Source organism: Mangrovimonas sp. ST2L15, assembly GCF_001280515.1.
Classification (GTDB): Bacteria; Bacteroidota; Bacteroidia; order Flavobacteriales; family Flavobacteriaceae; genus Mangrovimonas; species Mangrovimonas futianensis.
The window spans coordinates 165,664-178,583 of record NZ_LBIQ01000035.1; the positions used below are offsets into that span (position 1 = coordinate 165,664).

A 12,920-nucleotide genomic window follows, 5' to 3' on the forward strand; every position below is an offset into this window, starting at 1 on the left:
ATCTAAAATCTACACAGCGATGTTCCTGCTAGCATTATTGGTCGGGACTGGGGTGGTAGGGTTTAAAATTCTGTCCGGTTATTCTTGGATAAACGCCCTTTACATGACGGTCATTACTATGACCACAGTAGGTTTCAGTGAAGTCCAGCCTTTGGATGATGCCTCGAAAATTTTCACCATCATTTTAATTTTAACGAGTGTCATTATTGTGGGTTATGCCATAAGCGTGATTACGGAATACATTTTAAGTAGAAATAACTATGAAGATTTAAAGATCAAAAAGATGCAAAAGGAAATGGAAGCGCTTAATAACCATATTATCATTTGTGGATATGGTCGCAATGGGAGTCAGGCAGCACGAAAATTAAAGGCTTATAAAAAGCAGTTTGTGGTGGTTGAGAGAAATAAGGAACTTTTACAGAAATTGGATGAAGAGAACATTTTGTATGTCAATGGAAATGCCAATGAAGATGATGTATTAAAGGAAGCTGGAATTGAAAGAGCGAGCACATTGATTTCCGCTTTGCCAAATGATGCAGATAATGTATTTGTGGTTCTTTCTGCTAGACAAATAAACAGTAAGTTGACAATTATTAGTAGAGCGTCCCAAGAAACTTCCTATGAAAAGTTGAAATTTGCGGGTGCTAATAACGTTATTTTACCAGACCGAATTGGTGGCGACCATATGGCTTCTTTAGTAGTTATTCCAGATTTAATAGAATTTATAGATAACCTTTCTATTGTAGGAAAGTCCAATATCAACATCGAGGAAGTAGAGGTTGAAAAACTTTATGATACCAGTACTGTAAAAACCATTCGAGATTTAGACCTAAGGAAAAAGACAGGATGTAATGTGATTGGTTTTAAAAGTCCAGAAGGAGAATATATAGTTAATCCAGATGCTGATATTAATCTAGTTCCCAACTCAAAAATTATCGTTTTGGGAAGGCCAGAGCAGATCCAAAAGCTCAATTCTGAATTCAACTTGAGCTAAGGGTTTTTAACAATCAATGTTTTAATAACTGCATTTTTTTTTGCATCTTGTCGCCCTTTACAAAAAAGAAATATAAATCTAACTAAAACTTAAAATAGCATGAGAAGATATCTTCTTACAATTTTTACTTTGATTTTACCCCTTATCACCTTTGCCCAAGAATCGGCCTCTGAAAAATTTGATAGAATTTTCAAGGAGTATACTGGCTGGTTTGTTGAAGGTATTTTTTATGAAATTCCTTTTTCTGAAAATTACCAAATTCCATGGGTTTTAATTGTTTTGATAGGAGGTGCAATATTCTTTACTATTTATTTTAAGTTCATCAACATTACTGGGTTTAGAACGGCTTTACGTGTGGTGCAAGGGAAATATGAGGATATTGAAAAGCATGGTGCCGATACACTATATGGTGATCAAACACCAAATGAAGATCATAATATCATTGAGACCTTACGAGATGATAGTGCCCATGGTGAGGTTTCTCACTTTCAAGCTTTAACAGCTGCTCTTTCCGCAACCGTTGGATTGGGAAATATTGCTGGTGTTGCCGTAGCATTATCGATTGGTGGTCCTGGGGCTACTTTTTGGATGATTGTTGCCGGACTTTTAGGTATGGCTTCTAAGTTTGCTGAATGTACCCTTGGTGTCAAGTATAGAGATGTAGGTGAAGACGGAACAGTCTATGGAGGACCAATGTACTACCTAACAAAAGGATTCAGAGAGAAAGGAATGGGGGGAATAGGAAAAGTGCTGGCCGTTATTTTTGCCATTTTTGTGATTGGAGGCTCTTTTGGAGGAGGTAATATGTTCCAAGCCAATCAAGCTGCAGCACAATTCACCAAATTATTTGATTTTCAAAGTGATAATGCTGGAATGTATTTCGGTATGGTTATGGCGGTTATCGTAGCCGTGGTAATTATAGGTGGTATTAAAAGGATTGCTTCGGTTACTGAGAAAATAGTTCCTTTTATGGCTGGAATTTACGTTTTGGCTTCACTAATTATTTTAGGAGCTAACTACAAGCATATTGGTGATGCTTTCGGATTGATTTTTGAAGGTGCTTTTTCAGGATTAGGAATTGCGGGAGGTTTAGTAGGAGTTATGATTCAAGGTATTAGAAGAGGGGCATTCTCTAATGAAGCAGGCGTTGGTTCTGCTGCAATTGCTCACTCTGCTGTTCGTACCAAATACCCAGCATCTGAAGGAATAGTAGCGTTATTAGAGCCTTTTGTTGATACTGTAGTGATTTGTACTATGACAGCATTGGTAATCATTATCACCAATTATGAAGGCGGATTTATGGAATATGGTGTTCCTATTAAGGAAGGGGTAGAGCTAACAGCAACTGCGTTTGATTCTGTTATCCCGCATTTCTCTATTATTTTGACCATTGCAGTTATTTTATTTGCCTTTTCAACTATGATTTCATGGTCTTATTATGGAATGCAAGGATGGGTATATTTATTCGGAAAAGGAAAAGTAAGTGATCTAGTTTATAAAATACTTTTCTTGATATTCGTGGTATTAGGTTCCTCAATTAGTTTAGGAGCGGTTATTGACTTTTCAGATGCTATGATTTTTGCCATGGTAGTACCTAATATTATTGGGGTTGTCATTTTATCTCCAATCATTAGCAAAGAATTAAGGAAATATATGAAGGCTATTAATGTGAAACATGAGGCCTTGGATGAAGGGGCTGAAGATTTGACTAAGCACATGTAATTTTTTTAAAATAAGATATGATGAAATCCCATTTCCTGTTTACAAGAAGACAACGAAATGGGATTTTTTTATTGATCCTTGTGGTGTTGGCTGTTCAGGCAATTTATTATGTGTCAGATTTTACAAAGCCTATTGATTTTGGAAATCAAGAGGAGATTGATGCTTTTTTGAAAGAAAGGGATTCTTTGGTTAAGGTTTATGAGGAAAACAGCAAGCCTAAAATTTATCCTTTCAATCCCAATTATATCACAGATTACAAAGGCTATGTGTTGGGGATGACCAATGAAGAAATAGATCGGTTGTTAAAGTATCGAGAGCAAAATAAATGGGTGAATTCTGTTAGCGAATTTCAAAAAGTAACCTTAGTTTCAGATTCCCTGTTAAAAGAAATATCGCCCTATTTCAAGTTTCCTGAATGGACAAAAAGCTCTAACAATAAACAAAAGACCAATTCGTTTTCGAACAATAGTAATTACCCTTCAGAAAAAAAGGATTTGAATCTAGCCACTGCAGGTGATTTACAAAAGGTGCGCGGTATTGGGCCAACGCTTTCAGAAAGGATTATAAAATTCCGTACAAAGATAAATGGCTTTGCCGATCAGGTTGAACTGTCTGAGGTTTATGGTCTATCTTCAGAAGTTATTGAGGAAATAGGGAAGCACTTTACCATAAAAACCCCAAGGCATATTGACAAAATAGCCTTAAATTCGGCCTCGGTAAATGAGTTGGTACAAATCAAGTATATTGATTATGAAATTGCTCATGAAATAATAGAAGAAAGAACCTTGCGAGATGGGTTTAAAAATTTTAATGAATTGTTAAAAATTAAAGATTTTCCGATTGTGAAATTGGAAATAATTAAATTGTATTTGACTTTAGATTAGAAAAACACAAAAAATAAGACTTAGAAATTAATGAACAATTTATATTTTGGAGAGGAACATCATTTATTTAGAGAAAGCCTGAAGGATTTTCTTAAAAAAGAAGTGGTTCCTCATATAGATAAATGGGAAAAGTCAGGAACCGTAGAGAGGTTTATCTGGAAGAAATTTGGTGATATGGGGTATTTGGGGTTAGCATCCCCAGAGGAATACGGCGGATTGAATTTAGACTTTTTCTATACTGTTATTCTACTGGAAGAATTGCAGAAAATAAATTCTGGAGGATTTGCAGCCAATATTTGGGCACATGCCTATTTAGCGATGACACACGTAAATGCAGAAGCAAGTCCGGAGTTAAAGGCAAAATACTTGTCGGGTAGTATTCATGGAGATTTGATTGGATGTCTTTGTATTTCAGAACCTTTTGGAGGTAGTGATGTGGCTGGAATGAGAACGACGGCTGTTCGTGACGGTGATCATTATATCATAAATGGCTCCAAAACGTTTATTACCAACGGTGTTTATAGTGATTATTTGGTAGTTGCAGCAAAAACGAACCCCGATTTAGGTCACAAAGGTATTAGTATCATCTTAATCGATAGAGATACTCCAGGTATTTCAGCAACCAAATTGGATAAATTAGGTTGGCGTGCATCAGATACAGCAGAAATTGCATTTGATAATGTGAAGGTGCCCGTATCCCATCTAATGGGTGAGGAAGGCAAGGGCTTTTCTTATATCATGCAGCATTTTGCATTGGAACGTTTAATTATGGGGATCAATGCACATGCAAGGGCTGAATTTGCTCTGGAATATGCTCTTGATTATATGAATAACAGAAGGGCTTTCGGTAAATCCCTTACCGAGTTTCAGGCGTTGAGACATAAGTTTGTTGACCTATATACTGACATGACCTTCTGTAAAGAGTTTAATTATGGTATCGCTTACAGAATGAATCAAGGAGAGTATGTGGTTAAAGAAGCGACTATGGCTAAATTAAAATCCACAAAAATGGCTGATGAAGTGGCTTACGAATGTATTCAATTTTTAGGTGGATATGGCTATATGGAAGAGTACCCTATGGCTCGCTTGTTTAGAGATAGTAGGTTGGGACCTATTGGTGGAGGAACTGCCGAAATTCTAAAAGAAGTTTTGTCAAAAATGATTATCGATAAGATAGAATATAAACCTGCTTTAGAACACGCCCCAAAATAATATGAAAAGACTGATTCTCTTTTTGGTAATAGGAATGATAGGGTTTATTGGTCATTCCCAAATTGAAATTAAAAACAAAGTGGTGGATTTCCAGTCCTTCCTTCCATTGGAAAACTGTAGTGTATATGTGAAGAATACTACCATAGGAACTGTGACTAATGAGGATGGTAAGTTTGTTTTATTGATACCAGAAAGGCATCAGACTGATACGTTGATTGTCTCCAATATCGGTTATAAAAGTTATAAAATTCCGGTAAACGAATTTGATGACTCCATGGAAATTATTCTGGAGGAGGATATTGCTTCCTTGAATGAGGTCTTGCTGGTTGCCGATACGAGGCCAGAAACAGCTAACGAAATTATTGAAAGAGCGCTAGAGCGCCTTCCGCGTAATTTGCCAGAATCTCCATATCTTCAAAAGGGTTTTATTAGACACAAGGAACGAAATAAGAGGGAATTTAAATGGCTCATTGAAAGTGCCATTACGTTGTATGATTCCAGTTTTCCATCTGCGGCTAATGAGAACATCAAAATAAATGTAGATCAAGTAAGAAAGAGCTATGATTTAAGAGATGTTGACAGTCTATTGGTTTATACTTCATACTTGAAAAATCATGTTAGGAATTTCAAAATGAAATCAAGGAACCTAAAAAGAGACACCATCAGGACATCGTCATTGGTAAAAGCCATTCGCTGGAATGACGGTCGCGTGAATGGATTGGAAAACCTGTTTAAAGGTAAATTGAATTTGGTTCGAAACTCACATGATCCCAAGGCATTGTTCGGTGAAAATATGTTGGAAAGTCACCAGTTTGAATTAGATACTATTTTGGTAGATAATGAAAGAAAGATCTATAAGATTAAAATAGAGGAAGGGAATGATTTTGTAGACCTCCATACCAAAGGCATTTTTAATAACGGGTTTCAAGCTCAAGGTTGGATCTATGTTTACTGGGACAACTATGCTATAAAAAAAATAGAGTATGAATTGGTTGCTGCCTCAGATGCACAAAAAAGTAGAAGTAAAACGCTTTTTGATACGTATGTAAATCACAAGTTGGAATTATCTTATATGGAGTATGACGAAAGAATGTATCTCAATTACATATATTATGAAACACCAAAATTGGTTAATGTGGGTGATAAGTCAAATCAAGACAACGCTAATAATGATGAACGCTATTATTATACGGTTCAGGAGGTCTTGTTTACAGAGATAGTTGTAGATCCTGAAGAGGTGCAAGAACAAATTGTTGGTAAATCTTGGGATGCCGATATGTTTTCACCGAAACCTTATGATAAGTCATTTTGGAAAAGTTACAACACCTTATTAGAAAGCGAAGAGGAGGAAAAACTTATAGAAGATTTAACCCAAAAGTACTCCTTATATAAAGAGTAGGAATATAACAATAGCCTTGAATTGTAACTAGTTAGCGGTCAGCGCTAAAAAAAATATTTTTTTTGTTGTGCAACTAGATTTAGTTAGTATATTTGCGCACCGAAATGACTAAAAGAGAGGAGGTGATGTTTCTATGTTAATTATACCAGTAAAAGAAGGAGAAAATATCGATAGAGCTTTAAAGCGTTACAAACGAAAGTTTGATAGAACTGGAGTTAAACGTGCGTTGCAAGAACGTAAGCAGTTTACTAAACCTTCTGTAGAGAAAAGATCTCAAGTACAAAAAGCTCAGTATATTCAAAGATTGAGAGATCAGGAGAATATCTAATTTGAGTTAGATAATATTTGAAAATCCCGCAAGTTACTTGCGGGATTTTTTATTTCATTAAAGATTGTTGGAAAGAATTTAGTATATTTAATGTTACCTAAAACCCAACTAAATGCCTTTTAAATTCTTTTTAGACTACCTACTTCTGGAAAAGAATTATTCCAAACACACTGTTGATGCCTATCATCGGGATTTAAATAGTTTCTTAGAATTTACTGAAAAGGAATACCAAACAACCGACATTTCAGATATTCATTATTCTCAAATTAGGAGTTGGATTGTTTTTATGGTTGAAAGTGGTATTTCGAATAGAAGTGTCAACCGCAAAATTTCAGCATTAAATACCTATTACAAGTTTTTAATTAAGGTTGGGGATTTAGAAGTGAATCCATTGGCCAAACACAAAGCTTTAAAAACAAGTAAAAAAATTCAAGTCCCTTTTTCAGAAAAGGAGGTGGGAGTTGTGCTAGATGATTTTGAGTTTGGGGATGATTTTGAAAGCTTAAGGGATAAATTGATGATTGAGCTGTTTTATTCTACAGGAATAAGAAGAATTGAACTGATCAATATTAAATTACATAACATAGATACCTCCAATCAACTTCTTAAGGTTTTGGGGAAAAGAAATAAAGAGCGCTTTGTACCATTGTTACCTTCGGTTTTAACTAGCTTAAAAAGTTATTTGGAGGAAAGAAATAGCTTAGTGCAGATCATCGATAAAGAGATGTTATTTTTAACCAAAAAGGGCGTTAAAGTATATGAAAATCTTGTTTACCGAATCATAAATGAGTATTTTAGTTTAGCATCCTATAAGGTGAAAAAGAGTCCGCATATTTTGAGGCATTCGTTTGCGACGCACTTATTGAACCAGGGTGCCGATTTGAACTCAGTAAAAGAATTATTAGGGCATTCTAGTTTGGCAGCTACTCAAGTGTACACCCATAATAGTATTGCCGAACTTAAAAAAGTTTATCTAGATGCCCACCCTAGAAACCAAAATTAAATCAAATAGCCTTTTTGTCTAACTAAAAACAATGTAGTATGAAAGTAAACACGCAATCAGTCAACTTTTCTGCCGACAGAAAATTGATAGACTTTATCCAAAAGCGTATGAACAAGTTAGATTTGTTTTATGATCGGGTGATTCAATCCGATGTTTTTCTAAAGGTCGCTAACACGAGTGACAAAGCCAACAAAATATTTGAGGCAAAAATAAGTGTACCCGGTGATAGTCTGGTAGTTAAAAAACAATGTAAGACCTTTGAAGAGGGAGCAGATATGGCTGTAGCCTCTTTAGAAAGACAGTTAAAAAGAAGAAAAGAAAAATTAAGACCACATTTATGAGAAAATTTTTCAAAAAATGTTTTGAATAAGAAAATAAATATATACATTTGCAGTCCGTTAGAAATAGCGGGCTTTTTTTTAGATAAAAAAGCAGTGAAAAGCCTCCATAGCTCAGTTGGCTAGAGCAGCTGATTTGTAATCAGCAGGTCGTGGGTTCGAGTCCCTCTGGAGGCTCATAAGTTCTTTAAAAAATATAGAAAATAAGGTAATGGGGAGATACTCAAGCGGCCAACGAGGACAGACTGTAAATCTGTTGTTTTTTAACTTCGCAGGTTCGAATCCTGCTCTCCCCACATTTTAAATTTCAATTGGCTTTTGAAACGTTTGTTTTCCTGTAAAGCACAGATTGAAAAAAAACTGAATTCGGGTTTACCCCGAGCTGAATGAAAAACTGAGGTTTTTTATTCTAAAATCAGGCGGGAGTAGCTCAGTTGGTAGAGCGTCAGCCTTCCAAGCTGAATGTCGCCGGTTCGAACCCGGTCTCCCGCTCTTTTTTAAAGCCGGTGTAGCTCAGGGGTAGAGCGTTTCCTTGGTAAGGAAGAGGTCACGGGTTCAAATCCCGTCATTGGCTCTATCTGTTTTAACAGGAAAAAGGACACTAATATTATTATATAACTAAGATTAAATTTATTAAAAATGGCAAAGGAAACTTTTGATCGTTCCAAACCCCACTTAAATATTGGTACAATTGGACACGTTGATCACGGTAAAACAACTTTGACAGCTGCTATTACTACTGTATTAGCTAACGCTGGTTTATCTGAACTGAGAAGCTTCGATTCAATCGATAACGCTCCAGAAGAAAAAGAAAGAGGTATTACTATTAATACATCTCACGTAGAATATCAAACAGCTAACCGTCACTATGCTCACGTTGACTGTCCAGGTCACGCGGATTACGTAAAGAACATGGTAACTGGTGCGGCTCAAATGGATGGTGCTATCTTAGTGGTAGCTGCTACAGATGGTCCTATGCCACAAACTCGTGAGCACATCCTATTAGGACGTCAGGTAGGTATTCCTCGTATCGTTGTTTTCTTGAACAAAGTGGACATGGTTGATGACGAAGAATTATTAGAGCTTGTTGAAATGGAAGTTAGAGATTTATTGAACTTCTATGAGTATGATGGAGATAACGGACCTGTAATTTCTGGTTCGGCTTTAGGTGCTCTTAATGGTGAGCAAAAATGGGTTGACACTGTAATGGAATTGATGGATGCAGTTGATAACTGGATCGAAGAGCCAATGCGTGAAGTTGACAAGCCATTCTTGATGCCTATCGAAGATGTATTCTCTATTACTGGTCGTGGTACTGTTGCTACTGGTCGTATCGAGACTGGTGTTGCTAACACTGGAGATCCAGTTGAGATCATCGGTATGGGAGCTGAAAAATTGACTTCTACTATCACAGGGGTTGAGATGTTCCGTAAAATCTTAGATAGAGGTGAAGCTGGTGATAACGTTGGTATCTTATTAAGAGGTATCGAGAAAACTGATATCCGTCGTGGTATGGTTATCTGTAAGCCAGGTTCTATTACTCCTCACGCTAAATTTAAAGCAGAGGTTTATATCCTTAAAAAAGAAGAAGGTGGACGTCACACGCCATTCCACAACAACTACCGTCCTCAGTTCTACGTACGTACAACTGACGTAACTGGTAACATTGTTTTACCAGAAGGTGTTGAAATGGTAATGCCAGGTGATAACTTAACTATTACTGTTGACTTGATTCAACCAATTGCATTAAACCAAGGTTTACGTTTTGCTATCCGTGAAGGAGGTAGAACAGTTGGAGCTGGTCAGGTAACAGAAATTTTAGACTAATTTAGTTAATAAATATAGAGTTAAGGTATTCCGAAATATCGGAATGCCTTGACTTGTATTTACGGGTTTAGCTCAGTTGGTAGAGCACTGGTCTCCAAAACCAGGTGTCGGGAGTTCGAGTCTCTCAACCCGTGCAAATAGATATTATAATGGCTGGAATTGTAAACTATATAAAAGAATCATTTGAAGAATTGAAAAACCACGTGACTTGGCCAGCTTGGCCTGAGGCACAAAGTTTAACTGTACTAGTAGCAGTGTTCTCTGTAATTTTTGCCTTGGCAACTTGGGGAGTAGATACTGTTTTTGGTAAAGTTGTGGGTTACTACTTTAAATTGATTAACGGTTAATATACGATTATGTCTGAAGTGAGCGAGAAAAAATGGTACGTAGTCAGAGCCGTTAGTGGTCAAGAGAATAAGATTAAAAACTATATCGAGAATGAAATAGCTCGATTAGGTTTAGATGATTATGTTGATCAGGTTTTGGTTCCTACGGAAAAGGTGGTTCAGATACGTAACGGTAAGAAAATAAACAAAGAGAAGGTTTATTTTCCGGGTTACATAATGATTCAAGCCAATTTAACTGGTGAAATTCCTCATATCATCAAATCTGTAACCAATGTTATCGGATTTTTAGGTGAAACCAAGGGAGGTGATCCAGTGCCGTTAAGACAGTCTGAGGTGAATAGAATGTTAGGTAAGGTTGATGAATTATCAGTAGAAGCAGATTCTAATGTGATGATTCCTTACAAAGTTGGTGAGACTGTAAAAGTAATTGATGGGCCATTCAATGGATTTGATGGTACTATTGAGAAAATTAACGAGGAAAAGCGTAAGCTTGAGGTAATGGTGAAGATCTTTGGAAGAAAGACACCATTGGAATTAAGTTATATGCAGGTAGAAAAAGTATAATAGTTGTTACATTATAGATAGGTGCAGTTCTTTTGCTTCCAACTTAAAGAAATGCATCGCTTTTAAATTTTATTTTAAAAATGGCAAAAGAGTTAAGTAAAGTAGTTAAACTACAAGTTAGGGGAGGTGCTGCGAATCCGTCGCCACCGGTTGGACCCGCTTTAGGTGCCGCTGGAGTTAACATCATGGAGTTCTGTAAGCAATTTAATGCTAGAACCCAAGACAAACCAGGTAAAGTATTGCCTGTTGTTATTTCGGTTTATAAGGACAAGTCTTTTGACTTTGTTGTTAAAACCCCTCCGGCAGCTGTACAATTATTAGAAGCGGCCAAGGTGAAGAAGGGTTCAGGAGAACCTCATATTAAAAAAGTAGCTAAAGTTTCTTGGGATCAGATAAGAACCATTGCTGAAGACAAAATGCAAGATTTAAATGCATTTACTATCGATTCTGCTATGAGAATGGTAGCCGGTACAGCCAGATCAATGGGAATATCTGTAAAAGGAGGCGAAGCCCCTAAGTAATCTAAAAATTTATTAAATGGGAAGATTAACTAGAAAGCAAAAAGAGGCTTTAGCGAAAATAGAAAAAGGAAGACTTTATTCTGTTGCTGAAGCATCAGCATTAGTAAAAGAAATTACCAATACCAAATTTGATGCCTCTGTGGATATTGCTGTACGTTTGGGAGTAGATCCTAGAAAAGCAAATCAAATGGTAAGAGGGGTTGTAACCCTTCCACATGGTACTGGTAAAGACGTGAAAGTTTTAGCATTGGTAACTCCAGACAAAGAAGCGGAAGCTAAAGAAGCTGGAGCAGATTACGTTGGATTGGACGAATACCTTGATAAAATCAAAGGTGGATGGACAGACGTTGACGTTATCATCACTATGCCAGCTGTAATGGGTAAATTAGGTCCATTAGGTCGTATATTAGGACCTCGTGGTTTAATGCCAAACCCTAAGACTGGTACAGTAACCATGGATGTTGCTAAAGCAGTAAGCGATGTAAAGGCAGGTAAAATTGACTTCAAAGTTGATAAAACTGGTATCGTTCATGCATCTATCGGAAAGGCATCATTTAGCCCAGATAAGATTGCAGGAAACGCAAACGAATTAATACATACATTAATCAAACTTAAACCAACTGCAGCAAAGGGAACTTATGTGAAAAGCATTCACATGTCTAGCACTATGAGTCCTAGTGTAGCTGTAGATCCAAAAGTCGGTTAAGTAGTTAAATAAATTCATTATGACAAGAGAAGAAAAATCACAAGTAATTGAAGAATTAACTGCACAGTTAGCCGATAACCCTAATATCTATTTAGCAGATATTTCTGGTTTGGATGCAGATAGCACTTCTAATTTACGTCGTGCTTGCTTTAAAGCTAACATCAAGCTTGCAGTTGTTAAAAATACCTTGTTATCCAAGGCAATGGAAGCTTCAGAAAAAGACTTTGGTGACCTTCCTTCTATTTTGAAAGGAAACACTTCTGTTATGTATTCTGAAACTGGTAATGGTCCAGCCAAAGTAATCAAAAACTTTCGTAAAAAATCAGACAAACCTTTATTAAAAGGAGCGTTTATTGAGGAAGCAATTTACATTGGTGATGAACAACTTGACGCTTTAGTTAATATCAAGTCTAAAGAAGAAGTTATAGCAGACATCATTGCATTGTTACAATCTCCTGCGAAGAACGTTGTTTCAGCGCTTCAATCTGGAGGAGGAAAATTAGCAGGTATTTTGAAAACGTTATCCGAGAAAGAAGGATAATATTTGATAAGTACGCACTTTTTACAACAAATAAATTAATTACATTTTAAAACGATAGAAAAAATGGCAGATTTAAAAGATTTCGCAGAACAATTAGTTAACTTAACAGTAAAAGAAGTAAACGAGTTAGCTGATATCTTAAAAGAAGAATATGGTATCGAGCCTGCAGCTGCTGCTGTAGCTGTAGCTGGTCCAGCCGCTGGTGGTGGAGATGCTGCTGCTGAAGAAAAAACTGAATTTGATGTTATTCTTAAAGCAGCGGGTGCTTCTAAATTAGCAGTAGTTAAATTAGTTAAAGAATTAACTGGTTTAGGATTAAAAGAAGCTAAAGAATTAGTTGATAACGCACCTAGCCCAATCAAAGAGGGTATTGCTAAAGACGAAGCTGAAGGCTTAAAATCTTCTTTAGAAGAAGCTGGAGCAGAAGTTGAGCTTAAATAAGCTTAAACGCTCAAACTTATAAAGGTTTAGGCCTAAAGTTTATACACTTTTAGGCCTAGACCATTTTGCGTATATAAATGCACCGTACGCACA

The 12,920-nt window shown here is 36.5% G+C and carries 15 protein-coding genes and 5 tRNA genes; all 20 read left to right on the top strand.

The features are described 5' to 3' along the window. Positions 1 to 19: 19 nt before the first annotated feature. The 20 genes from ZA07_RS13785 to rplL all read left to right on the top strand — a co-directional run bounded on the left by ZA07_RS13785 (position 20) and on the right by rplL (position 12,827). The gene (locus ZA07_RS13785) at positions 20 to 994 is read left to right on the top strand and encodes a TrkA family potassium uptake protein (RefSeq protein ID WP_231628687.1); all 975 of its coding nucleotides are present in this window, start codon (positions 20 to 22) and stop codon (positions 992 to 994) included. A 99-nt stretch (positions 995 to 1,093) separates the two neighbouring features. Then, positions 1,094 to 2,716, top strand: a complete 1,623-nt coding sequence (locus ZA07_RS13790) for a sodium:alanine symporter family protein (RefSeq protein WP_053972353.1) — start codon at positions 1,094 to 1,096, stop codon at positions 2,714 to 2,716. Positions 2,717 to 2,733: 17 nt separating this feature from the next. Further along, positions 2,734 to 3,600: a helix-hairpin-helix domain-containing protein gene (locus ZA07_RS13795; RefSeq protein ID WP_231628688.1), complete on the top strand. Its 867-nt coding sequence runs from the start codon at positions 2,734 to 2,736 to the stop codon at positions 3,598 to 3,600. A gap of 30 nt (positions 3,601 to 3,630) precedes the next feature. Beyond that, on the top strand, positions 3,631 to 4,812 hold the full coding sequence (locus ZA07_RS13800; protein WP_053972355.1) for an acyl-CoA dehydrogenase family protein: 1,182 nt from the start codon (positions 3,631 to 3,633) through the stop codon (positions 4,810 to 4,812). Between the two features lies 1 nt (position 4,813). Further along, positions 4,814 to 6,211, top strand: a complete 1,398-nt coding sequence (locus ZA07_RS13805; RefSeq protein ID WP_053972356.1) for a carboxypeptidase-like regulatory domain-containing protein — start codon at positions 4,814 to 4,816, stop codon at positions 6,209 to 6,211. Positions 6,212 to 6,344: 133 nt separating this feature from the next. Further along, positions 6,345 to 6,539: a 30S ribosomal protein S21 gene (gene rpsU, locus ZA07_RS13810; protein ID WP_053972357.1), complete on the top strand. Its 195-nt coding sequence runs from the start codon at positions 6,345 to 6,347 to the stop codon at positions 6,537 to 6,539. A gap of 112 nt (positions 6,540 to 6,651) precedes the next feature. Then, entirely contained in the window at positions 6,652 to 7,542 is an 891-nt protein-coding gene (locus ZA07_RS13815; RefSeq protein WP_053972358.1) for a tyrosine-type recombinase/integrase, read from the top strand. A gap of 38 nt (positions 7,543 to 7,580) precedes the next feature. Continuing rightward, positions 7,581 to 7,883 carry a ribosome hibernation-promoting factor, HPF/YfiA family gene (gene hpf, locus ZA07_RS13820; RefSeq protein ID WP_053972359.1) on the top strand — a complete coding sequence of 101 codons (303 nt, stop codon included), beginning with the start codon at positions 7,581 to 7,583 and terminating at the stop codon, positions 7,881 to 7,883. Between the two features lie 100 nt (positions 7,884 to 7,983). Continuing rightward, positions 7,984 to 8,057, top strand: a tRNA-Thr gene (locus ZA07_RS13825). A gap of 36 nt (positions 8,058 to 8,093) precedes the next feature. After that, positions 8,094 to 8,176, top strand: a tRNA-Tyr gene (locus tag ZA07_RS13830). A 123-nt stretch (positions 8,177 to 8,299) separates the two neighbouring features. Further along, positions 8,300 to 8,372, top strand: a tRNA-Gly gene (locus ZA07_RS13835). A 10-nt stretch (positions 8,373 to 8,382) separates the two neighbouring features. Continuing rightward, positions 8,383 to 8,454 (top strand) — tRNA-Thr (locus ZA07_RS13840). A gap of 65 nt (positions 8,455 to 8,519) precedes the next feature. Continuing rightward, positions 8,520 to 9,707: an elongation factor Tu gene (gene tuf, locus ZA07_RS13845; RefSeq protein WP_053972360.1), complete on the top strand. Its 1,188-nt coding sequence runs from the start codon at positions 8,520 to 8,522 to the stop codon at positions 9,705 to 9,707. Between the two features lie 61 nt (positions 9,708 to 9,768). After that, positions 9,769 to 9,841, top strand: a tRNA-Trp gene (locus tag ZA07_RS13850). Between the two features lie 15 nt (positions 9,842 to 9,856). Then, complete coding sequence (gene secE, locus ZA07_RS13855) at positions 9,857 to 10,054, top strand: preprotein translocase subunit SecE (protein ID WP_053972570.1); 198 nt, start codon at positions 9,857 to 9,859, stop codon at positions 10,052 to 10,054. Positions 10,055 to 10,063: 9 nt separating this feature from the next. Continuing rightward, complete coding sequence (gene nusG, locus ZA07_RS13860; RefSeq protein WP_053972361.1) at positions 10,064 to 10,618, top strand: transcription termination/antitermination protein NusG; 555 nt, start codon at positions 10,064 to 10,066, stop codon at positions 10,616 to 10,618. Between the two features lie 80 nt (positions 10,619 to 10,698). Beyond that, positions 10,699 to 11,139: a 50S ribosomal protein L11 gene (gene rplK, locus ZA07_RS13865; protein ID WP_053972362.1), complete on the top strand. Its 441-nt coding sequence runs from the start codon at positions 10,699 to 10,701 to the stop codon at positions 11,137 to 11,139. Positions 11,140 to 11,155: 16 nt separating this feature from the next. Then, entirely contained in the window at positions 11,156 to 11,845 is a 690-nt protein-coding gene (gene rplA, locus ZA07_RS13870) for a 50S ribosomal protein L1 (RefSeq protein ID WP_053972363.1), read from the top strand. Positions 11,846 to 11,864: 19 nt separating this feature from the next. Further along, on the top strand, positions 11,865 to 12,386 hold the full coding sequence (gene rplJ, locus ZA07_RS13875) for a 50S ribosomal protein L10 (protein WP_053972364.1): 522 nt from the start codon (positions 11,865 to 11,867) through the stop codon (positions 12,384 to 12,386). Between the two features lie 63 nt (positions 12,387 to 12,449). Then, the gene (rplL, locus tag ZA07_RS13880; RefSeq protein WP_053972365.1) at positions 12,450 to 12,827 is read left to right on the top strand and encodes a 50S ribosomal protein L7/L12; all 378 of its coding nucleotides are present in this window, start codon (positions 12,450 to 12,452) and stop codon (positions 12,825 to 12,827) included. Positions 12,828 to 12,920 lie beyond the last annotated feature (93 nt).